The sequence below is a fragment of the Couchioplanes caeruleus genome (assembly GCF_023499255.1).
In the GTDB taxonomy this organism is placed as follows: domain Bacteria; phylum Actinomycetota; class Actinomycetes; order Mycobacteriales; family Micromonosporaceae; genus Actinoplanes; species Actinoplanes caeruleus_A.
This window is the reverse complement of the sequence record NZ_CP092183.1, coordinates 4555958-4579700: the sequence shown is the minus strand read 5'-3', so window position 1 is coordinate 4579700 and position 23743 is coordinate 4555958. Positions and strand designations below refer to the sequence as shown.

Sequence of the window (23743 nt, the reverse complement as noted above, 5' to 3'; positions counted from 1 at the left end):
GTGCGCGGGGTCGCCTGCGTCACCGAAGATCAAAGACAAAAAGGAATTCGACGACCCGCCAAGAACAAGATGAGCAGGAGGCCGGTCCCGGGCCGGAGGGCGCGCGCGGGCGAACCGCTGCCGCGGCGACCGTTTCCCGGGGTGAATATGACGATCCCGATCGTCGTACCCGGGGCGGAAGATGCTCTCAGGGGTGCACCGGGGCCCGGTGCGGCCGTCCCGGTCGGCGCGGCTGCGTCCCGCGCCGTGGCCGGGCGGGTGTGCGGTCGTGCCGGACCGCACCGGGTGGTCGGTGGTGCTGCTGGTCCAGTGTGGAGGCGGTCGGCGGTTGTGGGCAGCGGCCGATCATCCGATGGACCCCTGACGGATGTCATGGGCCGGTCGTGACGGGTGTGCTGCGTGGGTCGTGGTCCGGTGGGTGAGGGTGGTGGCATGACAGTCGCTGCGGTGAGTGAAGGTGTGGCTCGCGGGTCGGGGGTTCCGGCGGTCGAGCTGGACGGTGTGGTGAAGCGGTTCGGGGACGTCGCCGCGGTGGACGGGGTGAGTCTGCGGATCGGTGCGGGTGAGGTGGTGGCTCTGCTGGGTCCGAACGGGGCCGGGAAGACCAGCACGGTGGATCTGCTGCTGGGTTTGTCCGCGCCGACGCGGGGGTCGGTGCGGGTGTACGGGCGGGCGCCGCGGGAGGCGGTGGCGCTGGGGCTGGTGTCGGCGGTGATGCAGACCGGCGGGTTGTTGAAGGACTACACGGTCGAGGAGACGGTGCGGTTGACGGCGGTGCTGTTCGGGCGGCCGCGGTCGCAGGTGGCTGGGGTGCTGGAGCGCGCGGGGATCGCGGACATCGGGGGGCGGCTGGTCGGCAAGTGTTCGGGTGGTCAGCAGCAGCGGTTGCGGTTCGCGATGGCGTTGTTGCCGGATCCGGAGTTGCTGATCCTGGACGAGCCGACGACGGGGATGGATGTGGGTGGCCGGCACGAGTTCTGGTCGGCGATCCGGGAGGACGCGCGGTCGGGGCGCACGGTGGTGTTCGCGACGCATTACCTGGAGGAGGCGGATGCGTACGCGGACCGGGTGGTCTTCGTGCGGCGGGGCCGGGTGGTGGCGGACGGTACGGCGGCGCAGGTGAAGGCGATGGCGTCGGGTCGTACGGTGCGGGCGACGTGGCCGGGTGCGGACGAGGCGGCGCTGGCGGGGTTGCCGGGGGTGGATTCGGTGGAGGTGCGCGGGGATTCGGTGTACGTGCAGGGCCGGGATTCGGATGCGGTGGCGCGGTTCTTGTTGTCGCGGACGCCGGCGCGGGATCTGGAGATCACGTCGCGGAATCTGGAGCAGGCGTTCCTGGCCCTGACGGCGGATGAGGCGTCGGGTGGGGCGGCGACGATGGGCGAGGCGGCGGACGAGGTTGCGGGGGGTGTGCGGTGATGGCGGCTGCGGTGGTGCGGGAGCGGAGTCTGCCCCGGCTGGGTGGGTTCTCGTGGGGGATGATCCGGCTGGAGTTGCGCCGGCTGGTGCGGAACCGGCGGACGGTGATCTTCACGTTCGTGATGCCGGCGGTGTTCTTCCTGCTGTTCGGTACGAGTCAGTCGTACCGGACCGAGCGGGTGGGCGGCGGGAACGTGACGGGGTTCGTGCTGGTGAGCATGGCGGTGTACGGGGCGATGCTGGCGACCACGAGCGGTGGGGCGATGGTGTCGGTGGAGCGGGCCGCGGGGTGGAGCCGGCAGTTGCGGTTGACGCCGTTGCACCCGGTGGCGTACGTGGCGGCGAAGCTGGTCCTGGCGATGATCATCGGGGCGGTGTCGGTGGCGGTGGCGTTCGTGGTGGGTGCGTTCGCGGGGGCGGAGCTGCCGGCGGCGGCGTGGGTGGAGTGCGGTCTGCTGGCGTGGCTGTGTGCGTTGGTGTTCGCGGCGTTCGGCCTGTTCATGGGGTATCTGCTGCCGAGTGAGAACGTGATGCAGATCCTGGGTCCGGTGCTGGCGGTGCTGGCGTTCGCGGGCGGGTTGTTCGTGCCGCTGGATCTGATGGGGTCGACGTTCGCGGCGCTGGCGAAGTTCACGCCGGTGTACGGGGTGGGTGAGCTCGCGCGGTATCCGCTGGTGCGGGAGGGGAATTTGTGGCTGGCGGGGTTGAACGTGCTGGTGTGGACCACGGTGTTCACGGCGGGTGCGGTGTGGCGGTTCCGGCGGGACACGGCGCGGGTGTGAGCGGCCGCGACGCTGCCGGGGAGTCTGATGCCGCCGGGTCCGCTGGGAGCGGGCCCGGCGGCTCGGGGGTTTCGGTGGCGTTGGGGGGTCCGCGGGCGCGCTTCGGGTGGGTGTTCGCCGCGGTGTGGCTGTTCTATCTCAGCGAGAACCTGTCGGCGCTGACGGATCGGGGCAACGACTGGCAGCGGGATCTGGGGCTGGCGGCGCTGGCCGGGTTCGGTGCGTTGTATCTGGCGATGGTGAGCTGGTTCAGCCGGGCGGGGTCGCGGGTGGCGCGGCTGCATGGTTCGCCGCGGGTGTGGGTGGGCCTGGTGGCGTTGCTGGTGTTGACGGCGGCGCAGGTGCCGGGCGCGGGGTTCCATGCGCTGACGTGTCTGGTGTATGTGGCGTCGACGGCGATGGCGTCGTTGCCGTTGGGGCAGGCGGCGCCGTTCGCGGCGTCGTTGGCGGTGGCGGCGGAGGTGCTGGCGTGGCGGGTGCCGGGGTGGGAGGACAACGGGTACGGGCTGGGTGTGTTGCTGGGGTCGGCGGCGGTGTGGGGGTTGCGGCTGGCGGGGGAGCGGCAGGCGCGGCTGGCGGTGGCGCAGGAGGAGCTGGCGGTGATGGCGGTGCAGCAGGAGCGGGCGCGGATCGCGGCGGATCTGCACGACATTCTGGGGCATTCGCTGACGGTGGTGACGGTGAAGGCGGAGTTGGCGCAGCGGTTGCTGGATGTGGATGTGGAGCGGGCGCGGCGGGAGTTGCGGGATCTGGAGGTGCTGGCGCGCGACGCGTTGTCGGATGTGCGGGCGACGGCGATGGGGGTGCGGGGGATCTCGTTGCCGGGGGAGATCGCGGCGGCGCGGGCGGCGTTGGCGGCGGCGCATGTGGCGGCGGAGTTGCCGGGGGCGGCCGATGAGGTGCCGACGCGGGTGCGGGAGTTGTTCGCGTGGACGATCCGGGAGGCGGTGACGAACGTCGTGCGGCACAGCGGGGCGAGCCGGTGTGTGGTGCGGTTGTCGCCGGGCAGTGTGGAGATCGTGGATGACGGGCCGGGTGACGGGCCGGCGGCGCCGGACGGGCAGGGCCTGGCGGGGTTGCGGCGCCGGGCGGAGGCGGCGGGGGCGCGCCTGGTGGTGGGGCGTCGTGCCGACGGGCCGGGTTTCCGGGTACGGGTGGAGGTGCCGCAGTGAACCTTTTGCCACCTGACATCGAGCCTGAGGGCTCCGGGCTGTCGGCGGGCGGCGGGCCGGCGCGGCCTCGTCCCGGTGAGAAGAGTTCGGTGATCCGGGTTCTGCTGGCTGATGATCAGGCGCTGGTGCGTGGTGCGATGGCGGCGTTGCTGGATCTGGAGCCGGATCTGAGCGTGGTGGCGGAGGTGGGCCGCGGCGACGAGGTGGTGGCGGCGGTCCGGGCGCATGCGGTGGATGTGGCGTTGCTGGATGTGGAGATGCCCGGGATGGACGGGGTGGCGGCGGCGCGGGAGTTGCACCGGGTGGTGCCGGGGTGCCGGGTGTTGATGGTGACGACGTTCGGGCGGGCCGGGTATCTGCGGCAGGCGATGGCGGCGGGGGCGAGTGGGTTCGTCGTGAAGGACACGCCGGCGCGGCAGTTGGCGGATGCGGTGCGCCGGGTGCATGAGGGGTTGCGGGTGGTGGATCCGGGGTTGGCGGCGCAGTCGCTGGCGCAGGGGGATTCACCGTTGACGGAGCGCGAGACGCAGGTGCTGCGGTCGGCGCGGGACGGCGGCACGGTCGCGGACATCGCTCGTGAGCTGCATCTTTCGGAGGGGACGGTGCGTAATCACCTGTCGTCGGCGATCGGTAAGACGGGTGCCCGTACGCGGGCTGAGGCGGTGCGCCTGGCGCGGGACAACGGGTGGCTGCTGACACTTTAGCGTTTTTGCGGCTACAACCGATCAGCAACCGTCGGTGACCGTTGGTTGCACCCTGAGACACGAAAAGTTCCCCCTGTCAGCCGGTGAGCCGTCACCGGGAGACGGGATACGAGGGGGAACACACGATGTCCGCAGCGACCGCGCCGAAGACTGTCAGCCGTGAGCTGGAGGGCCTGATCCGCGAGAACATGCCGCTGGTGGGGCACCTGGTCCGGGAGATGCTGTTCAAGGTTCCGGCGCACGTGCACCGTGACGATCTGGCTTCGGCCGGGTATGCGGCGCTGGTGACGGCGGCGCAGGCGTTCGACCCGAAGCGCGGTATCCCGTTCGGCCGGTTCGCGGCGGTGCGGGTGCGGGGTGCGCTGCTGGACGAGCTGCGCGGGATGGACTGGGCGAGCCGGTCGGTGCGGGCGCGGGCGCGTCGTGCCGATGTGGCGCGGCAGGAGCTGACGGCGCGGCTGGGGCGTACGCCGACCCCGACGGAGCTGGCGGAGCTGCTGGGTGTGGGTGTCTCGGAGCTGGCGTCGGTGGATGACGACGTGCAGCGCGCGGCGGTGTTGTCGCTGCAGGGTTTCGCGGCGGGTACGGCCGAGGACATGGTGACGGAGGCGTCGCTGAACCCGGAGGAGATGCTGCTGCACCGTGAGCGCATCGGTTACCTGCACGACGCGGTGTCGGTGCTGCCGGAGCGGTTGCGCTTCGTGGTGGAGGCGTCGTTCCTGCAGGAGCGGCCGCTGTCGGAGGTGGCGGCGGAGCTGGGGGTGACCGAGTCGCGGGTGTCGCAGCTGCGGACGGAGGCGCTGGCGCTGCTGCGTGACGGGCTGACCCGGCACATGGAGCAGCAGGACACGGCGGCGGCGAAGGGTGACGGCTGTGTGGCGCGGCGCCGGGCGGCGTACGCGGCGCAGATCGCGAGCCGGTCGACGATGGCGTCGCGGCTGGCCGTGACCGACGCGAACGGTGTGAACAAGGCGATGGCGTACGCCGCCTGAGCCGTAGGAGCGATGCGACAGGCCGCTACCGTGATCCCGGTGGCGGCCTGTCGCGTCTCTAGGGGGCGATGGCGGGCCGGGGTGTGGGTCCGGGGCGGGCGACGGTGGCCGCCAGGGCGGTGAGCAGCAGCCCGCCGATGGTGTAGGCGAGGATCTGCCATGGCGGTCCGAACGGCTAGTAGGGGCCGGGGTTTTACGCGCTGTGCACGGTGAACGCGACGTCGTCGCCGCCGGCGTGGCGGAAGGCGCGCATGACGTTGCCGTACAGGGCGATGGTGGGCAGTGTGAGGGCGGTCAGCGCGGTGGCGGTGCGGGCAGCCGGAAGCGGTGGCCCACCCCCGCCGGCGAGCAGGTGCAGCGCGTCGGCGGGGGTGGGCCGGCGCTGCCCGGGTGCGGCCATCTCGAGCAGGGTGGTGACGAGTTCGGCGCCGTGCTGGGCGCGGAACCGGCGGGGGTAGGTGCGCAGCAGCCGGTGGTAGGCCCGTTCGAGGCGGGGGTCGGCCGTGGGCCATTCGGTGGTGGTCATGCGGCGCCCGCCGTGAAGGACAGGCCGGGCACGATGCCGCCGCGGCGGTCCAGCTCGGTCTCGGCGGTGGCGGCGTTGCGGCGCAGCCGCTCGGCTTGCGCGGCGAGCGCCCCCGCGCCGCTATTGACCTCGCCGTGGGACAGCTCGGAGACCGACCGGATGACGCCGTAGCCGTGCAGGGGCTGGGCGGCCAGCGCGGTGAGGATGAGGAAGGTGGGCTCTTGCGTGCCCAGACCGTACGGCGAACTGAATATAACGTCAGTCGTAGTATCGGAAAAGCGGTTGCGGCCCGGGCGCGGTCCGGGCAGGGTGGCGGACGAGCACCGCCGACAGCGCGAAGGAGCCGACGCTTCCGTGTGATACCGACCCGACCCGTCCAGCGCCGCTGATCGTCCGCGAGCGCGCGGGTCGCCGTACCCCATGTCGGTGTCTGCATTCTCGCGGAGGTCTCCGTGCTCAAGTGCGTTTCTCTCGGCTGCGCCCACGACGGTGATCCGCTGTTCACCGGGTTCGACCTGGTGCTCGGCGCCGGCGACCGGGTCGGCGTGGTCGGCCCGAACGGGGCCGGCAAGACCACCCTGCTGCGGGTGCTGGCCGGGGAACTGCCCCCGGCGTCCGGGACGGTGGTGCGCGGCCCCGGCACCCGGGTGGGGTACGTGCCGCAGCAGGTCACCGCCGGGCACGACACGGTGGGCGGGTTCCTGACCGCCGGGCTGGGTGAGCTGGCCGAGGTGACCGCCCGGATGCGCCACCTGGAGGGCGAGCTGGCGCGGGGCCGCGACGTGCTGGCCGCGTACGGCGAGACGCAGGACCGGTGGAGCACCCTGCGCGGCTGGACCGCCGAGTCGCGGCTGGCCGAGGTGCGGCTGCGTCTGGGCATCGCCCACCTGGACGACGAGCGGCCGCTGGACGAGGTCAGCGGCGGTGAGCAGGCGCGGCTGCTGCTGGCCCGGGCGCTGCTGGACGAGCCGGACGTGCTGCTGCTCGACGAGCCCACCAACCACCTGGACGCCGAGGGCGCCGCCTGGCTCGCCGGGTGGCTGGCCGGGTACGCCGGCGGGGTCCTCGCGGTCAGCCACGACCGGGCGTTGCTGGACACCGCCGTGAACCACGTCATCGAGCTCGACGGCATCCACGACGAGCCGCAGGACTACCCCGGCGGCGGGTACGCGGCGTACCGGCGGGAGAAGACGCGCCGCTGGCAGAAGCTGCTGCTGGACCACGAGGCGCAGGAGAAGGACCGCCGCCGCTGGGAGGACGACATCGAGCGCACCAAGGCGCAGTCGGTGTTCGTGGAGACCACGGTGCGTTCCGGGGTGGAGGCCCCGCACCTGCGCCGCATCGCCCGCAAGGTGGCCCGCAAGGCGAAGGTGCGCGAGCGGCGGCTGCGCCGGCAGATGGAGTCGGTGCGCTGGATCAGCGAGCCGCGGACCCGCCCGCCGCTGACCCTCGCCTTCCCCGGCGACGACGCGGAGCCCGGCGAGCCGCTGATCGCCGTACGGGACCTGACCGTGAAGTGGGGTGAGCGGGTGGTCCTCGACGGCGTCGACGTGGACGTGCGCCGCGGCGACCGGATCCTGATCACCGGGCGCAACGGCTCGGGCAAGACGACGCTGCTGCGGGAGCTGGAGGCCCGGGCGGGGGTGCCGGTGGCGGTGCTGCCGCAGACCGACGCGGGCCTGCGCACCGACGCCACGGTGGTGGAGTTCTTCCGCTCCCGGGTGCCGGTGTACGCCGACGAGGCGGAGGCGCTGCTCGCCGGGCACCAGTTCGGCCCCGACCAGTGGAGCGCCGGGGTGCGCAGCCTGTCGGCGGGGGAGCTGCGGCGGCTGCTGCTGGCCGTCATGGTCAACAGCCCGGCGCGGGTGCTGCTGCTCGACGAGCCGACGAACTACCTGGACTTCGACGCGCTCGACGTGGTGGAGGAGGCGCTGCGGGCGTACCGGGGCACGCTGGTGACGGTCACCCACGACCGGTGGTTCGCCGACGCGATCGGGCACACCCGCACCTGGCATGTCGAGCACGCGCGGGTGCACGCCGGCTGAGATCATGGTGGGCATGTCCCTGGTACCCCGGCAGAGCGGCGGCACGGTCGCGGTCGGCGGCAGCGCCGAGCAGGTCACCGAGGCGTGGCTGCAGAACCGGCGGCTGTCCGAGCACACCCGTGACGCGTACCGGCGGGACGTGGCGGCGTGGCTGGTGTGGTGCGCCGGGCGGGACGTGGACCCGTTGCGGGCGTCCTTCCTGGACGTCAACGCGTACGCGCGCGGCCTGGAGGCGGCCGAGCTGGCCCCGGCGACGGTGGCGCGCAAGCTGTCCGGGCTGTCCAGCTGGTACGACTTCCTCGTCAAGCTGCGTGCGGTGGACGCGAACCCGGTGGCCGGGGCGGACCGGCCGCCCGTGTCCCGCGACCACTCGGCCACCGTCGGGCTGACCCCGGAGGAGGTCGACGCGGTGCTGGCCGCCGCGCAGGCCGGTACGGGCGCGGCGGCGGCCCGTAACCACGCGGCGATCGCGTTGCTGGCCGACCTGGGGCTGCGCGTGGGTGAGCTGGTGGGCCTCGACGTGGCCGACGTGGGGGTGGAACGCGGGCACCGCAGCGTGCGGTTCGTCGGCAAGGGCGGCAAGCCGCGGCGGCGGGCGCTGACCCCGTACGCGGCGGCCACCCTGGACGCGTACCTGGCGCAGCGCGCGGCCGCGGAGGGCACCACCGCGGACCGCCTCGACGGGCCGCTGCTGGTCACCGCGTCCGGGGCGCGGCTGGACCGGCACGCGGTGTTCCGGCTCGTGCGGCGCCTGGCGCGGGAGGCCGGCGTGCCGGGCTGGGCGCGGTTGTCGCCGCACTCGCTGCGGCACGCGTTCGCCACCACGGCCCGCGCCGAGGGGGTGCCCCTGGAGGACGTGCAGGACGCGATGGGTCACGCCGATCCGCGGACCACCCGCCGCTACGACCGGGACCGGCACAACCTCGACCGTGACCCGGCGTACACGATCGCGGCGGCGCGGGTCCGTCGCAGCGGCGCCTGAGCGACCCCCTATCCTCGACCGCGGTCGGGCTGTCGATCTCGAGACGGGGTTGGGTTGAACATCATCGAAGCGGTGCTGCTGGGCGCGGTGGAGGGCTTCACCGAGTTCCTGCCCATCTCCAGCACGGGCCACCTGACCATCCTGGAGAAGCTGCTCGGCTACCGGATCGACGCGCCGGACATCACGGCGTTCACGGCGATCATCCAGTCCGGCGCGGTGCTGGCCACGGTGATCTTCCTGCGCCACGACCTGATCCGGATCATCGCGGCGTGGCTGCGCGGGGTGTTCAGCAGCGAGCAGCGCGGCAACGCCGACTACCGGTTCGGCTGGGCGGTCATCCTCGGCTCGATCCCCATCGGCATCATCGGGCTGCTGTTCCAGGACACCATCGAGACCACGCTGCGCAGCCTGTGGTTCGTCGCCGGCGCGCTGATCCTCTACAGCGGCGTGATGTGGTTCGCCGACCACGCCGCCACCCAGGTGCGCCACCAGGAGGACGTCACCTGGAAGGACACCCTGATCATCGGTACGGTGCAGTGCCTGGCGCTGATCCCCGGCGTGTCCCGCTCGGGCGCGACGATGACCGCGGGCCTGCTGCGCGACCTCGATCGGGTGACCGTGACGAAGTTGTCGTTCTTCCTGAGCATCCCGGCGCTGCTGGGCGCGACCGTGCTGCAGACCGCCCAGGAGTACGACGGCATCTCCACCGCCAACGGCGGCGTGGGCTGGCCGGCCACGATCACGGCGACGGTGGTCAGCTTCATCGTCGGCTGGTTCGCGGTGTCGTGGCTGCTGAAGTTCATCGCCCGGCACTCGTACTCGATCTTCATCGGCTACCGGCTGGTGCTGGGTGCGCTGCTGATGGTGCTGCTCGCGACCGGCGCCATCGACGCGAAATGACCCCGCGGGCGGCGCGGGCGGTGGCGCACGTGCGCGCGCTCGGCGCCGCCGGCCGGCTGCCCGTGCCGGCGGCCAGGATCACGATCAACTTCCACCCGGACCGGCTGCTCGGCGACGGGCGTACGGTCGCCGAGCACCTGGCCGCCGAGGGCGTCTACCGCAGCCAGTTCGAGACGCGGATCTCCAACGGCGGGCTCACCGCGTACCCGGGCGGCGACCGGGACCGGTGGGAGCAGCGCATGTTCGCCGGCGCGTACCCCAGCGAGCTCAGCGCCGGGCGGCCCGTGTACGGCGCGCTGAACCTGGCCGGGCACCCCGACGGGGCGGCGCCGCGCTTCGGCAGCTGCCACCTGCGGCTGCGGGCGCCGGTCAGCGGGCGGGCCACGTTCAGCCACGGCGACAGCGTCACCGAACCGGAGATCGTGGGCACCGCCGACGCGTTCGGCGGGATCTGGGCGGCGCTGCTGGAGCAGGTCGAGCGCACCGGGCAGGCGCTGGGCGTGAACGCCGCCGCGGCGCCGGAGTGGATCGCCGCGCTCACCGCACCGCGCGACCAGCCGGGCCGCACCCTCGACGACTACGTCGAGGCGCAGGTCCACGGCGGGGTCGACCTGAGCACCGACGTCGAGGCGGTCGTGTGCGATCCCGCGTTCGCCGGTACGCCCACCGCCGCGCACCTGGCCGCGATCGCCCCGCTGCAGTGGCATCCCGGTTTCGTGCTGGACGCCGGCGAGTTCGGCGCCCAGCTGCGCGGCCCCGACGCCGGGCGGCTGGCCCGCGCCCTGGGCCCCGGCCTCATCGACGCCGCCGTGATCGGCGCGGCCAGCCACCGCACGGGCGACTTCGCCGAGTTCGGCGACCATGCCACGGTCCTGCAACTGCTGAAGTACCTGTGGCACATCCTCGTGATCCGGGGCCACGCGCGGCGCGGGTGACGCGGGCGAGGAGATTCATCGACATTCGTTGTCCTATGCCCGATCCGGCGTTAACGTAGCGCTTGCGAACCAGTACTCCCCGCAATGTCAGGAGCGCCGCCGTGGCCGACGTGCTGACCGACCGCCTCCCGCTGTTCCCGTTCCGCAGCCCCGACGAGGACCCGTTCACCCCGGTGACGACGGCCGACCGGCGCCACCTCGACGGGCCCGTGACCCGGGTACGGCTGCCCACCGGCGGCTGGACCTGGCTGGTCACCCGGCACGCCGACGTCAAGCAGATGCTGCGCTCCGACGCGTTCAGCGCCGACATGACCCGCCCCGGGTTCCCGCTGCTGCGCACCCCGCCACCGGCCACCCCGCAGAACCGCCGCGGCGGCTTCATCCGCATGGACGGCGAGGAACACCTGCGGCTGCGGCGCATGCTCACCGCCGAATTCATGATCAAGAACGTCCGGCGGATCGAGCCACTCATCGCCGACGTCGTCGACGGCGCCCTGGACGCCCTCGACGGCGCCGGAGCTCCGGCCGACCTCGTCGCCACGTTCGCGCTGCCCGTGCCGTCGCTGGTCATCTGCCACCTGCTCGGCGTGCCCTACGCCGACCACGCGTTCTTCCAGCAGCGCAGCGCCGTCATGCTGGACCAGGGCGCCGACCCGCTCGCCGTGCGCGACGCCGCGACGAGCCTGCGCGCGTACCTGGGCGGGCTCATCGAGACCAAGCGCACCAGCGGCCGGCCCGGCGACGACCTGCTCGGCCGGCTCGTCAGCGACCGGATCCGCACCGGCGAGCTCGAGATCGGCGAGCTCATCGGCATGGCGCTGCTGCTGCTCATCGCCGGGCACGAGACCACCGCCAACATGATCGGGCTCAGCGTGCTCCTGCTGCTGCAACGCCCCGCCGTGTGGCAGCGGCTGCGCGAGGGCACCGACGCCGACGCCGACACCCTCGTCGAGGAGCTGCTGCGCTACCTCACCATCATCCGGACCGGACTGCCCCGCCAGGCGATCCGCGACGTGCAGATCGGCGGCCGGCTGATCCGCGCCGGCGAACCCGCCACCGCCCTGCTGTCGCTGGCCAACCGCGACGCCGAGGTGTTCGACGACGCCGACGAGTTCGACCCGTACCGGCAGGCGCACCAGCACCTCGCGTTCGGCTTCGGCGTGCACCAGTGCATCGGGCAGCCCCTGGCCCGCGCCGAGCTGCGCATCGCCCTGACCCGCCTGGCCCGGCGCCTGCCCGGCCTCGCCCTCGCCGCCGACCCCGCCGCCCTGCCGAAAAGAGACATGTCCATCGTGTACGGCCTCGCCGAACTGCCGGTGACGTGGTGAGCGCCCACGTCCGCGCCGACCGCGACGTCTGCATCGGCGCCGGCAACTGCGTCATGACCCTGGGCAGCGTCTTCGACCAGGACGACGACGGCGTGGTCGTCGTCCTGCAGCCGCACCCCGACGGCGTGGACCCGGAGCTGCTGCAACGCGCCGTCGTCATGTGCCCGGCCGGAGCCATCACCGTCACCACCACCTGAGCCGTGCACGCTGCCCCTACAGTGGCCGCGGTTGACGTCGCGCGCCGCCGATGGGGGAGACATGCAGACCGAACGCCAGGAGGCGACGCTGAGCGTGGCCGAGGCCCGCAGCCGCGCCGCCCTGCTGACCGTCCACCGCTACGACGTCGACCTCGACCTCACCGGCCTGCTCGACGGTCCCGTGCTGCGCAGCCGCAGCACGGTGTCGTTCACGGCGCGCCCCGGCGAGGCGACGTTCATCGACGTCATCGCGGACACGGCCGACGCGTGGCTGGACGGCGTCGCGCTGGCACCTGGGGCGTTCGACGGCGAACGGCTGCACCTGCCCCCGCTCGACGGCGAGCACCGGCTCGAGGTCGCGGCCACGATGACCCGCACCGGGCAGCGCGCCGGGATCCACCGCACGGCCGACTCCGGTGACGGCGAGGGCGACGTCTACGTGTGGACGAGCTTCGAACCCGACGACGCCCGGCGCGTGTTCGCCTGCTTCGACCAGCCCGACCTCAAAGCCGTCTTCGCGTTCACCGTCCACGCCCCGCACGCCTGGACAGTCGTCTCCAACTCCGCCGCGGCCTCGTGCGCCGGCGCCGGGACGGCCCGCACCTGGGTCTTCGAGGACACGCCGCGGTTGTCGCCGTACCTGACCGCGGTGTGCGCCGGGCCGTTCCACGAGCTCCGGCGCAGCGTGGACGGCTACGACCTGCGCCTGCTGAGCCGCCGCAGCCTCGCGTCGCACCTCGACGAGCAGGCCGGCGAGCTGTTCGACCTCACGGCGCGCGGGCTGCGGTTCTTCAACGACCGGTTCGCCTCACCGTTCCCGCAGCGCACGTACACCCAGGTCTTCTGCCCGGGCTTCCCCGGCGCGGCGATGGAGAACTGGGGGTGCGTGGCCTGGAACGACCGGTACCTGCACCGTACGGTCCCCACGGTCGCCGACCGGTACGACCGCGCCGTGGTGCTGCTGCACGAGATGGCCCACCAATGGTTCGGCGACCTGGTCACCCTGCGCTGGTGGGACGACCTGTGGCTCAACGAGTCGTTCGCGGACTGGGCCGCCCTGTGGGCCGCCGAGCACGCGACCCCGTACACCGGCGCGTGGCGCTGGTTCCTCGGCTCCCGCAAGGAGGACGGGTACACCGAGGACGCCGGCCCCGGCACCCACCCGATCCACCAGGACGTCGCGACGGCCGCCGACGCCAAGGCGGCGTTCGACATGATCACGTACGGCAAGGGGGCCGGCCTGCTGCGCCAGCTCGCCGAGCACGTCGGTGAGGCGGCCTTCGTCGCCGGCCTGGCCCGCTACTTCGCCGACCACGCGTACGGCAACGCCACGCTGACCGATCTGCTCGCCGCGGTCGGGGGCGCCGCCGGCCGGGACCTGTCCGGCTGGGCCGCCGGCTGGCTGCGGACCGCCGGCACCGACGTGCTCACCGTCGCCCACGACACCGGGCCGGACGGCCGCTACCGTGAGGTCGCCGTCGCCACCACGCCCCCGCCCGACCGGCCGGCGCGGCGCGTCCACCGCCTGACCGCGGGCGTCTACGACCTGCGCGACGACCGGCCCGTACGGCGCCACCGCATCCCGGTCGCGACCACCGCCGCGACGCACACCATCGCCGAGCTCGCCGGGCAACCCGCCGCCGGCCTGATCCTGATCAACGACGGTGACCTCACCTTCGCCCGGGTACGCCCGGACGACGCGTCCCTGACCTTCCTGCTGCGCCACGGCCGCCACCTGCCGGACCCCGACAGCCGGGCGTCGGTCCGGATCATCCTGTGGCACCTGCTCGAGGACGGGCTGCTCGCCCCCGCCGACCTCATCGAGTACGCCGCCGGCGCGCTCCCGTCCGAGACCGACCCGATCGTGCGGGACGACCTGCTGCGGACCTCCGTCGCGGTCGCGGTCGACTGGGCCGGTCCCGCCGCGCCGGCCCGGGAGCACCTCGGCGCCGCCTGCCTCGCCCTGGCCGAGCGCCACGCCGACGCCGCCGCCCGCACCGCGGCGCTGCAGGCCGCCATCGCCCTGGCCACCACCCCCGACCGCCTCGCCGAGCTCGACCGGCACGCCGGCGACTCGATCGACCTGCGGTGGCGCTGGCTCACCCGGCTGGCGGCGGTCGGCCGGCCCGACCCGGCGGCGGTCGAGCGGCACCTGAGCCGCGACCCGGACCCCGACGCGATCTACTCGGCGCTGACGGTGCGCGCCGCGTCGCCCGAGCCCGCCGCCAAGGAAGAACTGTGGCAGGCCGTCTTCCGCGAGCGGCGGGTGCCGCCCAGCGCGTTGCGCACGATCGGCCGGGCCTTCTGGGACCCGGCACACGCCGACGTGCTGCGGCCGTACCCGGACCGGTTCCTGGCCGAGGTGGAATCGCTCGGGGCGAGCCACCTGTCGGTCACCCTGGCCGTGGTGCGGCACCTCTTCCCCCGCTACGGCGTGGACGCCGGTTTCCCCGCCCGGGCGTCGGCCGCCGCCGCGCGGCCCGGCATGCCGCCGATGGCGGCGAAGAACCTGCAGGCCCGCACCGCCGTCCTCGCGCGGATGCTGCGCGCCCGGGCGCTGACCTGAACCCCGACGGTCAGCCCGGATGGCGCAGCACGGCCTCGACCAGCGCCAAGGCCGCCTGCGGTGTCAGTCCGAGGGCTTTCGTCTCGTCCGCGTACCGTTGGGCCGCCTCCCGGGCCGCGACCGGCGTCCCGGCCGCCGCCGCGGTGATCAGCGTGCCCGCCCGGCCGTGGGTCTCCACCAGCCCGGCCTGCTCCAGCTCCCGGTAGGCGCGGGCCACCGTGTTGACCGCCAGGCCCAGCTGCGCGGCCAGCGCGCGCACCGGCGGCAACCGGGTGCCGGCCGCCAGCGTGCCGTCGGCGGCCAGCGCCGCGATCCGCAACCGGACCTGCTCGTACGGCGGCACCGCCGACGCCGTGTCGATCGTGATGTCCACCGCGTCCCCCTCAGAGCAGCCGCGGCGGCGTGTTACCGGCGGCGGTGATGGCCCGGCGCATCGGCACCATCGCCAGCAGGATGCCACCGGCGACGAAGAACACCACCAGCGACACGATGCCGACGCGGTAACTGTCGGTCAGCTGGTACACCAGCCCGAACGCCAGCGGCCCCAGCCAGCTCGTGCCCTTGTCACTGATCTCGTAGAAGCCGTAGTACTCGCCTTCGCGGCCCTCCGGGATCAGCTGGCTGAACAGCGACCGGCTCAAAGCCTGGCTGCCGCCCATCACCAGGCCGATACCGACGCCGAGCAGCATGAACGGCACCGGCTCACCCTCCGGCAGCCAGAACGCCGCCAGGATCACCACCAGCCACAGCGCCAGCGCGAACAGCACCGTGCGGCGCGCGCCGATCCGCGCGGCCAGCGCACCCAGCAGCAGCGCCCCGCCGAACGCGAGGAACTGCACGATGAGGATGGTGACGATCAGCGTGCTCTGCCCCAGCTTCAGCTCCTCGGTGCCGAACTGGCTGGCCAGCGCGATCACCGTCTGGATGCCGTCGTTGTAGACCAGGAAGGCGACCAGGAAGAACAACGTCAGCGGGTACGCCCGCAAGCTGCGCACCGTGTGCCCCAGCTGCCGGAACCCGTCGGTGAGCACGTTGCCGCGCGCGCCGCCCGCGGCCGTACCCGGGTGCTCGCGCAGCCACCGCAGCGGCAGCAGCGTGAACACGGCCCACCACACGCCGGCCGACACGATGCACCAGCGGGCCAGGTCCAGGGTGCGCCGGTCGTCGCCCTCGACGCTGAGCACCGTCACCACCACCAGGTTCAGCAGCAGCAACACCCCGCCGCCCAGGTAGCCCAGCGCCCAGCCGCGGCTGGACACCTTGTCGCGCTCGTCGGGCCCGGCCAGCCGCGGCAGGAACGAGTTGTACACCACCACGGACGCGCCGAAGGACACGTTCGCCACGATGAACAAGGCCCCGCCCAGCAGGTACCGCTCACCGGTCACGAACGCCATCGCCACGGTCGCGCCGGCCCCGATGAACGCCGACGCGGCCAGCAGCGGCTTCTTACGCTCGGCCCGGTCGGCGATCGCACCCATCACGGGCAGCACGAACACCGTCAGCAGCACCGACAGCGACACCAGGTACGGAAAGTACGACCCGGCGGCGACGCTGATGCCCAGCGGATGCACCCGCCCGTCGCACTCGTCGGCGCCCAGCGCGCACCCGGCGGCCTGCTCGGCGACCGAGGTCAGGAACGGCCCCAGGAACACCGTGATGACGGTCGTGGAGAACGCCGAGTTCGCCCAGTCGTAGAAGTACCAGCCCGTGCGCTCGCGCCGTGCCGGGGTGGGCGTGACGGTGCCGGCCGGCGGATGTACGGGTGCGCCCATGACCGTGAAAACCTCCGCGTGGACCGGCCTTTAGTCCGTTGGTGGGTGGGCGATTTCCCGCCGCTCGGCAGGCAGCTTAGAGCATCCGCGGGTGCGTACGGCGCAACGCTCAGCCGTTGTCGCGCCACCAGCGGGCCAGGGCGCTCGTGGCCGGGTCCTCCGACTGCGCGAGGTGCGCCCACGGGTCCTGGGCGGGCGGCAGCTCCTCGGCCGCGTACCCGGCCAGGTCCGCCGCGGTGACCGGGTCGGCGGGCACCGCGTGCGGGTCGACGGCGCCGAGGCTGCCCGTGTCGATCCACGGGAACCCGTCGACCGGTTCGGGCAACGGGCCCACGTCCAGCGACGGCGGGAACACCCCGGCCGGGTCGTCGCCGAGGTCACCGGGATCGGCCGCCGCGTCCGGGTCCGCGCCGACCGGGCCCAGCTCGTGCCCGTGGGTGACGTCGACGACCGCGTGCCCGTCCGCCCCCTGCTGCACATCGTGCGCGTCATGCACGTCGGGGACCTCGTGCACCTCGTGCGCCTCGTGGACCGCGGGATCCGGGTGCTCCCAGCCGTGATCCATCGCGTCGAGGTCGTCGTGGCCGGCGCCGGCCACGTCGTCGTGCCACCCCTCGCCCGGGTCGTGGGCGGCGTGGGCGCCGTCGTCGTCGTGGTCGTAGCCGTGGTGGCCCGGGTCGTCGTGGTGACCGGGATCGTGCAACTCCGGCCAGCCGTGCTCGTCGCTCATGATTCCTCCGGACCGGTGGGAGTGGGCGCCAGGGCACGGGCCCGGGCGAGGACGTCGTCGGCCTGCTTGACGCGGGCACGGACCTGCTGCAGCTCGGCGGCGGCCGCGGCCCGGCGCCGGGACCGGCCCGCGGCGTCCTCCGCGGCCGCCGCGTCGATCTCGGCGATGCGGGCGTCCAGGTCGCGCAGGCGCCGCTCCACGGCGTCGTCGACGGCCACGCCCAGGGCGTACTGCAGATCGGTGAACCGGTACGAGATCTCGTCCTGCAACGCCGCGCGGGCCTCGCCGAGCACCTCACGCAGCCACGCGCGGGCCTGCTGGCGGTCCGACTGCACCCGCCGCCGGTACAGCACGTACCCGCCGGCGGCCACGCCCAGGCCCAGCCCCGCGACCGGCACCAGCAGGCCCCCGGCGACCACCCCGCCCACACCCAGCAGCGACGCGCCGAACACCGCGCCGCGGCCGGCCATGACGGCGATCCCGCCGGCGGACAACGCGATCAGCATGTTGTCGGGCGAGTGCTCACGCGGCGGCCCGGCGTTCAGCGCGTGCCGCAGGGTGGCGTTGAGCCGGTCCAGCACCGCGGCCAGCTCCTCGTCGTCGAACACCTGCGCCAGCACCCGCTCGCCGACCTGCCGGAACGTGACCTGCAGATCCTGCGACAGCCGTACGGCCACCGCCTGCAGCTCCGCGTCCACCTCGTCGGGCAGGGCGGCCAGCCCGTCGCCGCGCAGCGTGTCGATGCGCGCCCCGACCTGCTGCTGCAGCTCGCCGATGCGGGTCCGCAGCATCCCCACCACCTCGACGCGGGCCCGCTGCGTCTCGGCGCTGAGCAGCAGCGCCCACTGCCGCGACTCGGTGCGTTTGCGCGCGGCCAGGGCGCTGCGCTGCTGACGGACCCGGGCGGTGGCGCCCGGGTCGGCCTCGGCGGCGGCCGCCCGGTCCTGCGCGGCCTGCTCCAGGCGGCCCAGCTCGGCGCGGGCGGCGCGCAGCACGTTGGCCAGCTGCAGCTGGTGCCCGCGCCCGGCCAGCTCCACCAGGGCGTGCTGCAGCTCGGCGATGCGTGACGCGTCGACCAGGGCGGCCTGCTCCCCGGCGGGCACCGCCAGGGCCAGCTCGGCCAGCCGCGCCGACACCGGGAACCACGGCGCGTCCGCGAACCGGGGCGCGCGGGCCCGCAGCAGCGCCCGGTTGTCCTCGGCGATGCGCCGCCACCCGGGGAACGCGTCCACCTTGGTCAGGGCGAACACCACCGCGTCGACGCGTTCGCTCGCGGCGACAAGGAACTCCAGCTCCGGCTGCGACAGCGGCGCCGACGCGTCGGCCACGAACAGCAGCGCGGTCGCCCGTTCCACCGCGTCCAGCGCGACGGCGGCGTGCGCGGGGTCGAGACCGCCCACGCCGGGGGTGTCCAGCAGGCTCACATACTGCAGCAGCGGCGCGGGATGGGTGACGTCGATGCGCCGCGGCGCCCGTACGCCGCCGCGCCCGGTGGCCCACTCGGCCAGCTGCTCGACGCCCAGCTCGACCGGTTCCCCCGAACCCGGCACGTACGCCGTCGCGGTCACCGTGGCGCCGGGGGAGAAGTGCAGGTACGCGGCGGTGGCCACGGCGGCGTCCACCGGCGACAGCCCGGGCACCCCGAGCAGCGCGTTGATCAGCGAGCTCTTGCCGCGTTTCGTCTCGCCCACGAGCACGATGGACGGCCGGGTCAGCCGGCGCCGGCGCAGCTCGGCCAGCTCCGCGCCGGCGTCGGGGTCGGCGGCCTGCACGGCTGCCAGGGCGTCGTCGACGGCGGCGGTCAGCACGCCCGCCAGCTCCCGGGTCGCGGTCACCGTCCGGCCTCCGTCTGCACGCGGGTCTCGTCGTCGTTGCCCGGCCGGGTCTGGTCCGCGGCTTCCGCTGCGCCGGCCTGGGCCTGGATCGTCTGGGACTGGATCGCCTGGGCGAGCAGGTGGAAGCCGCGGTGCGCGACCTGCGCGACCCGCGACTGGGCCGGTGCGGCCCCGGCGACCGCGTACACCCGCCAGCGGCCCGCCGCCTCCACCGCCGCCGCGGCCAGCTCGCCGGGGCCGGCGTGCGGCAGCCGCAGGATCCACCGGGCGTCGTCGGAGGTCGCCAGCCGGGTCAGCTCCCGTTCCCACGCCACCGGCAGCGGAACCGCACCGGTGGCGACGCGCTGGGCGACCTCCAGCAGCCGCAGCCGGTGGTACGCCGGCTCGCGCAGCAGCCGCTCGGTGGCCGCCCGCAGCGTCTCGCGGTCGCGCAGGTCACCGGTGTGCCCGGCGATGCGTTCCAGCCGGGCCAGCGCCCACCCCGCCTTGATCGCGTCGGCGCGCCACCGCAGGGTCTGCTCGAGCGTGCGCTGCAGCCGGGGGAACCCGGAGGCCTGCACCAGCCGGCGCACCAGCTCACCGCTGCCCAGCGACGGGTCGGCGGCCAGCTGCGCCAGGCAGAAACCGATGCCGTACAGGTCGAGCAGCTCCAGCAGCCGTTCCCGGCGCGCCGGCTCCACCGCCGAGGGCCGGGTGCGGAACAGGTCGACCGAGGCCAGCAGCACCCGCAGCTGGTCTACCGGGGTGGCGGACAGCTGCCGCAGGGCCGCGCAGTCGGCGGCCGTGAGCCGCCCCGCCTCACCGGTCTCGGCGAGCAGGCCCACGACCGGGATCACCTCGGACACCGTACGGGCCAGCAGCGCCGCCTGCTGCTCGGCGAGGGGACCGGCGACCGGCCACGGGTCGGCGGCCCCGCCGACGAGCGTGTCGACCTTGCCGAACACGCCCAGCGCGTTGATCGGGCTGCTGGCCAGCCGCGCCGACGCCGACCGGAACGCCTCCAGCGCCTGCACGTCGTCGGCCCGTACGGCCTGGGTGAACACGTACGCGACGGCCTCCGCGGCGGCGACCTCGGAGGCGGAGTCGGCGTCGATCGCGGCGTCGAACGGCGCCGTGGTGTCCGGCTGGTGGGCGGGCTCGCCGCGCCCGGTCTCTCTGCGCCCGGCCTCCTGGTGCCCGGCGTCGCCGAGTTCGGCGGCGGCCCGGGCCGACAGGCCGGTGTCGGTGGAGGCCAGGCCCGGGGTGTCCACCACGGTCAGCCCGCGCAGCTTCTCACTGGTCAGCGTCACGTCCAGGTACGCCACCCGGGCCGCGGGAACCCCGAGGCGCTGCGGGAGCATGCCGTCGTCACCCAGCGGCAGGCTGCGGCGCTCGCCGTCGCGGCACACCACGTCGACCCGGTCGGCGGTGCCGTAGCGGAACCGGGTGACCACCCGGGTGCACTCCCCGGCGGCCGTGGGCGCGACACGGCGGCCGATCAGCGCGTTGACGAGTGTCGACTTTCCGGCTTTCAACCGTCCCGCGATCGCGATGCGTAACGGCTCCGCGAGCCGCTCACGGACGTGTTCCACCTGGCCGGCGGCCTCCGGACCGACCCGCGCGACGATTTCGTCACACAGCGTCGCCATGCGGGCGGACAGCGGGCCGACGGTCATGACTCGTCAGCCGAGCACACAGTCAGGGAGAATGTGCTGACCGCGGCCGTCATCGCAGACAAAGGTGGTTGCCCTTCCCGTACGCGGGCAGGGCGGGATCGCCTGCCGCAGCACAGACTACGAGGGGACGGGCACGGGCGGATCCCGTGTTCGTGCCAAGGCAACGCTGCAGGGGTGCGCAGCGGGATGGGGGCGCGCGTGGCATCGCACGACCTGGCCGGGCTCGCGGCCGCGCATCTGCGCCGCCCCGGCCTCGTCGTGCTCACCGGCGCGCCGGGCTCCGGCCGCACGACGCTGCTGCGCCGCGTCGCCGCCGCCGCGGGCGGCACCGCGTACGCCGGTGGTGGCCTGGCCATGCTCGCCGCCGTGCCCGCTCTCGCGCTGTCGCGGGCCGTGCGGGCCCGCCTGCCCGTGCACGACGTCCCGCTGCTGGCCGAGGCGGTGCGCTCCCGGGTGCGCGGCGGCCTGCTCGTCCTCGACGACCTGCAGTACGCCGACACCGCCACGCTGGCCGCCCTGCCGCACCTGGCCGCCCACGTGCGCGTCGTCGTGGCGCTGCGCACCCCGCACCGGCTGCCCGCCGACACCGTCGCCGCGCTGCGCGCCGCCGCCACCGCCTGGCTCGACGTGCCGCCGCTGAGCCCGGCCGACGCGGCCGCGCTGGCCCGGCGTACCGCACCGCACCTCGGCGACGACGCGCTCGCCGAGGTGCTGGCCCGCGCCGGCGGCAACCCCCTGGCGGTCACCGCGCTCGCCCGGCACGCCGCCGGGGGACGCGGCGCCGCCGACACCGGCATCGACCAGGTCGCGTACGCGATCGCCACCGCCCTGGCCGACCTGCCCCGCCCCGCCCGCACCGCGCTCGCCGCGCTCGGCCTGCTCGGGCGTCCCGCACCCGCGGCGATGCTGGGCCCGGGCGCGGCCGTGCTGCACGAGGCCGGGCTCGTCGAACAGGCCGGCGACGGCATCGTGCCCGTGTCGGCGTACCTCGCCGAGACCGCGGCCGGGCTGCTCGACGGCGACGCCCGCACCGAACTGCACCAGGCGCTGGCCGCGCTGACCCCCGACGCGGAAGCCGCCCGGCACCTCGCCGCCGCCGGCGACCATCCCGGCGCGTACCGCAGGGCCCTCGCCGGGGCCGACCGGGCCGGCGGCGGCGACCGCGCCGACCTGCTGCTGTTCGCGTGCGAGCTGCCCGGCGTCACGGTCGACCCGCGGGTACGCCTCGCCGCCGCCGACGCGCTGCTGGCCGCCGGACGCCCGCACGCCGCCGCCCGGGTGCTCACCACCGCCCGGCCGCTCGGCGTCGAGGCCGACGTGCTGCGCGGCGAGGCGCTGCTGCAGGGCGGCGACCCCGCGGCGGCCCGCGACTGCGTACGCCCCGTGCCCGACGCCGCCTCGGCGACCGTGGTGGCCGCCCGGGACCGCATCCTGCTGCTGGCCGACCTCGCCACCGACCCGGCCGGCGCGCTCGACACCGCCGACAAGATCGCCGCGCGGCATCCCGTACCGGCGCCCGGGGTCGCGGCCGCCCTCGCCGCCGTGCGCGCCGCGCACCGTACGCCCGGCTGGGAGCAGGCCCTCGCGGCCGCCGCCGGCACCGCCGACCCGCTCACCGGCCGGTGGAGCGCCTGGCTGCTCGTCGAGCACCTCGCCGCCGACGGGCGCCTCGACGACGCCGCCGCCACCGCACGCCGCGCCGCCGACGCCTGCGCCGGCGACCTCGCGTACAGCTGGCAGACCCGCTTCCTCGCCGCCGCCGGCTGGGCCGACGTGCTGCGCGGCGCCACCCCCGCCGTCGACGACGTGGTACGCCGCAGCGCCGACCTCACCGACCGCGCCCTGCCCGCCGACGCCCGCGGCTACGCGCTGGCCGCCACCGCCCTGGTCGAGGCCGACACGGGCCTGCTCGCCGCCGCCCGCGCCCGCCTCGGTGCCGACGCCGCGCACCCCGCCACCGCCTGGGTGGCCCGGGAGGCGGCGTGGCTCGACGGGCAACCCGACCGCGCCGCCCGCGCACCGGACACCGCGGCGCCCGGCCTGCTCACCGGGCTGCACCACATCACCGCCCGCTGGGCCGCGTACGACGCCGGCGCCGCCGCGGCCGGCCCGGCCATCCCCGCCGCGCTGCCCGCCGCGGCCCGCCGCACGCTGACCGCCTGGGCGACCGGCACCGGCTTCACCGCCGCCGCCGAGGCCTGGGCCGGCACCGCCCTGCGGGAACAGATCCGCTGCCTGCTCGCCGCAGGCCTGCTCGACCGCGACCCGCACCGCGCGGTCGACGCGCTCCTGCAGGCCGAACAGCTCGCCGACACCGCCGGGCTGGTCGTCCTCGCCGGCCGCGCCCGCCGCGGCCTGCGCCGGCACCACGTGCACCGCGACATCCGCAGCCCCCGCTCCGGCACCCAGCTCACCCGCCGGGAGGCCGAGGTGCTGCGCCTGGTCGCCGCGGGCGAGCCCACCCGCCGCATCGCCGGGCAGCTCGGCATCTCCGCCGAGACCGTCGACACCCACATCCGGGCGGGCATGCGCAAGCTGGGCGCCCGCACCCGTACCGAAGCCGCGGCGCTCGCCATGACCCAGCTGGAGGACGCCACGGCCCTGGACCGCGCTGCCGTCCCCTCCGCTTTCCCCGACCGTGAGGATGGCCGGTGACCCGACAGCCCGACGCCCCCCGCCACGTCGTCGCCTCCACCGCCGACGCCGACACCGTGGTGCGCCGCCTCACCCGCGACGGCTGGACCGTCCGGGAAGGGTTCGCGCTGCCCAGCGCCACGTGGGACGTCAGCACCGACCGGCTCGTCCTGCACGGGCGCGTCACCGACCAGGACGCCCTGCACCTCGCGGTCCTCGCCGCCGCCCGGGGAGCCGGCATCGTGGCCGTCTGCGACGCCGACAGCCCCACCGGCCGCGCCCTCGTCGACGACCTGAGCCGCCTCGGCGCCGTACATCTCGGGCCCGGCGGTGCGCCCGCCCCGGCGACGGCCGAGAGCACGGATGCGGTCGCTGAGCTCGTACCCGAACAGCGGGCCCTGCTGGACCGCCTGGCCGCCGGCGACACGATCGCGGCGGCCGCCGCGGCCGAATTCCTGTCCCTGCGCACGGCCAACCGCCGCATCGCCGAGGCCCGGGCCCTGTTCGGCGTCCGGACGACCCGCGAAGCCGTGCTGGCCTACCTGAGACAACGCCGCACCACCGAATAG

At 74.7% G+C, this 23743-nt stretch carries 21 protein-coding genes; 14 read left to right on the top strand and 7 right to left on the bottom strand.

Going from position 1 to position 23743, the window contains the following annotated elements; genetic code table 11:
- Positions 1–447: 447 nt before the first annotated feature.
- From COUCH_RS21205 to COUCH_RS21180, 5 genes are all read left to right on the top strand, one after another.
- On the top strand, positions 448–1419 hold the full coding sequence (locus COUCH_RS21205) for an ABC transporter ATP-binding protein (RefSeq protein WP_430640812.1): 972 nt from the start codon (positions 448–450) through the stop codon (positions 1417–1419).
- Positions 1419–2201 carry an ABC transporter permease gene (locus COUCH_RS21200; RefSeq protein WP_249606915.1) on the top strand — a complete coding sequence of 261 codons (783 nt, stop codon included), beginning with the start codon at positions 1419–1421 and terminating at the stop codon, positions 2199–2201. The genes COUCH_RS21205 and COUCH_RS21200 overlap by 1 nt, the downstream gene beginning before the upstream one ends.
- A gap of 110 nt (positions 2202–2311) precedes the next feature.
- Positions 2312–3373 carry a sensor histidine kinase gene (locus tag COUCH_RS38920; protein WP_275979954.1) on the top strand — a complete coding sequence of 354 codons (1062 nt, stop codon included), beginning with the start codon at positions 2312–2314 and terminating at the stop codon, positions 3371–3373.
- Positions 3374–3462: 89 nt separating this feature from the next.
- Entirely contained in the window at positions 3463–4077 is a 615-nt protein-coding gene (locus COUCH_RS21185) for a response regulator transcription factor (RefSeq protein ID WP_249606914.1), read from the top strand.
- 125 nt (positions 4078–4202) lie between these two features.
- Entirely contained in the window at positions 4203–5069 is an 867-nt protein-coding gene (locus COUCH_RS21180; RefSeq protein ID WP_249606913.1) for a sigma-70 family RNA polymerase sigma factor, read from the top strand.
- Between the two features lie 193 nt (positions 5070–5262).
- On the opposite strand, the gene COUCH_RS21175 is transcribed toward COUCH_RS21180, so the two are convergent.
- Both COUCH_RS21175 and COUCH_RS21170 read right to left on the bottom strand, forming a co-directional pair.
- Positions 5263–5595 carry a hypothetical protein gene (locus tag COUCH_RS21175; protein WP_249606912.1) on the bottom strand — a complete coding sequence of 111 codons (333 nt, stop codon included), beginning with the start codon at positions 5593–5595 and terminating at the stop codon, positions 5263–5265.
- Positions 5592–5828, bottom strand: a complete 237-nt coding sequence (locus COUCH_RS21170) for a PadR family transcriptional regulator (protein ID WP_249613776.1) — start codon at positions 5826–5828, stop codon at positions 5592–5594. Before COUCH_RS21170 ends, COUCH_RS21175 begins: the two co-directional genes overlap by 4 nt.
- Positions 5829–6047: 219 nt before the next feature.
- Between COUCH_RS21170 and COUCH_RS21165 the strand changes: the two genes are divergently transcribed.
- From COUCH_RS21165 to pepN, 7 genes are all read left to right on the top strand, one after another.
- On the top strand, positions 6048–7640 hold the full coding sequence (locus COUCH_RS21165) for an ABC-F family ATP-binding cassette domain-containing protein (RefSeq protein ID WP_249606911.1): 1593 nt from the start codon (positions 6048–6050) through the stop codon (positions 7638–7640).
- A 13-nt stretch (positions 7641–7653) separates the two neighbouring features.
- Positions 7654–8622 (top strand): tyrosine-type recombinase/integrase, encoded by a 969-nt coding sequence (locus tag COUCH_RS21160; RefSeq protein WP_249606910.1) that lies wholly within the window; start codon positions 7654–7656, stop codon positions 8620–8622.
- Between the two features lie 54 nt (positions 8623–8676).
- Positions 8677–9522, top strand: coding sequence for an undecaprenyl-diphosphate phosphatase (locus COUCH_RS21155; protein WP_249606909.1), 846 nt, complete (start codon positions 8677–8679; stop codon positions 9520–9522).
- The gene (locus COUCH_RS21150; protein ID WP_249606908.1) at positions 9519–10457 is read left to right on the top strand and encodes a DUF3626 domain-containing protein; all 939 of its coding nucleotides are present in this window, start codon (positions 9519–9521) and stop codon (positions 10455–10457) included. Before COUCH_RS21155 ends, COUCH_RS21150 begins: the two co-directional genes overlap by 4 nt.
- 101 nt (positions 10458–10558) lie before the next feature.
- Positions 10559–11785, top strand: a complete 1227-nt coding sequence (locus COUCH_RS21145) for a cytochrome P450 (protein ID WP_249606907.1) — start codon at positions 10559–10561, stop codon at positions 11783–11785.
- Positions 11782–11982 carry a (4Fe-4S)-binding protein gene (locus COUCH_RS21140; RefSeq protein ID WP_249606906.1) on the top strand — a complete coding sequence of 67 codons (201 nt, stop codon included), beginning with the start codon at positions 11782–11784 and terminating at the stop codon, positions 11980–11982. Before COUCH_RS21145 ends, COUCH_RS21140 begins: the two co-directional genes overlap by 4 nt.
- Positions 11983–12043: 61 nt before the next feature.
- Positions 12044–14548 carry an aminopeptidase N gene (gene pepN, locus COUCH_RS21135; protein ID WP_249606905.1) on the top strand — a complete coding sequence of 835 codons (2505 nt, stop codon included), beginning with the start codon at positions 12044–12046 and terminating at the stop codon, positions 14546–14548.
- Between the two features lie 10 nt (positions 14549–14558).
- Here the strand turns inward: pepN and COUCH_RS21130 are convergent, their stop codons facing one another.
- The 5 genes from COUCH_RS21130 to COUCH_RS21110 form a co-directional block, all read right to left on the bottom strand.
- Positions 14559–14921, bottom strand: coding sequence for a GntR family transcriptional regulator (locus COUCH_RS21130; RefSeq protein WP_249606904.1), 363 nt, complete (start codon positions 14919–14921; stop codon positions 14559–14561).
- 10 nt (positions 14922–14931) lie between these two features.
- The gene (locus tag COUCH_RS21125) at positions 14932–16320 is read right to left on the bottom strand and encodes an MFS transporter (RefSeq protein ID WP_249606903.1); all 1389 of its coding nucleotides are present in this window, start codon (positions 16318–16320) and stop codon (positions 14932–14934) included.
- A gap of 109 nt (positions 16321–16429) precedes the next feature.
- On the bottom strand, positions 16430–17050 hold the full coding sequence (locus COUCH_RS21120; protein ID WP_249613954.1) for a hypothetical protein: 621 nt from the start codon (positions 17048–17050) through the stop codon (positions 16430–16432).
- Positions 17047–18885 (bottom strand): dynamin family protein, encoded by a 1839-nt coding sequence (locus COUCH_RS21115; RefSeq protein WP_249606902.1) that lies wholly within the window; start codon positions 18883–18885, stop codon positions 17047–17049. The genes COUCH_RS21120 and COUCH_RS21115 overlap by 4 nt, the downstream gene beginning before the upstream one ends.
- A complete protein-coding gene (locus tag COUCH_RS21110; RefSeq protein ID WP_249606901.1) occupies positions 18882–20540 on the bottom strand; it encodes a dynamin family protein in 1659 nt (552 codons plus the stop codon). The genes COUCH_RS21115 and COUCH_RS21110 overlap by 4 nt, the downstream gene beginning before the upstream one ends.
- 198 nt (positions 20541–20738) lie before the next feature.
- On the opposite strand from COUCH_RS21110, the gene COUCH_RS38915 reads away from it, so the two are divergent.
- Both COUCH_RS38915 and COUCH_RS21100 read left to right on the top strand, forming a co-directional pair.
- The gene (locus COUCH_RS38915) at positions 20739–23195 is read left to right on the top strand and encodes a LuxR C-terminal-related transcriptional regulator (protein ID WP_275979953.1); all 2457 of its coding nucleotides are present in this window, start codon (positions 20739–20741) and stop codon (positions 23193–23195) included.
- Positions 23192–23743 (top strand): LuxR family transcriptional regulator, encoded by a 552-nt coding sequence (locus COUCH_RS21100; protein WP_249606900.1) that lies wholly within the window; start codon positions 23192–23194, stop codon positions 23741–23743. Before COUCH_RS38915 ends, COUCH_RS21100 begins: the two co-directional genes overlap by 4 nt.

Excerpts from the sequence above, each read along its gene's own strand:
- COUCH_RS21120 (WP_249613954.1), bottom strand. The coding sequence starts at position 17,050 with ATGAGCGACGAGCACGGCTGGCCGGAGTTGCACGATCCCGGTCACCAC.
- COUCH_RS21110 (WP_249606901.1), bottom strand. The coding sequence starts at position 20,540 with ATGACCGTCGGCCCGCTGTCCGCCCGCATGGCGACGCTGTGTGACGAA.
- COUCH_RS21200 (WP_249606915.1), top strand. The coding sequence starts at position 1,419 with ATGGCGGCTGCGGTGGTGCGGGAGCGGAGTCTGCCCCGGCTGGGTGGG.
- COUCH_RS21160 (WP_249606910.1), top strand. The coding sequence starts at position 7,654 with ATGTCCCTGGTACCCCGGCAGAGCGGCGGCACGGTCGCGGTCGGCGGC.
- COUCH_RS21125 (WP_249606903.1), bottom strand. The coding sequence starts at position 16,320 with ATGGGCGCACCCGTACATCCGCCGGCCGGCACCGTCACGCCCACCCCG.
- pepN (WP_249606905.1), top strand. The coding sequence starts at position 12,044 with ATGCAGACCGAACGCCAGGAGGCGACGCTGAGCGTGGCCGAGGCCCGC.
- COUCH_RS21150 (WP_249606908.1), top strand. The coding sequence starts at position 9,519 with ATGACCCCGCGGGCGGCGCGGGCGGTGGCGCACGTGCGCGCGCTCGGC.
- COUCH_RS21180 (WP_249606913.1), top strand. The coding sequence starts at position 4,203 with ATGTCCGCAGCGACCGCGCCGAAGACTGTCAGCCGTGAGCTGGAGGGC.
- COUCH_RS21175 (WP_249606912.1), bottom strand. The coding sequence starts at position 5,595 with ATGACCACCACCGAATGGCCCACGGCCGACCCCCGCCTCGAACGGGCC.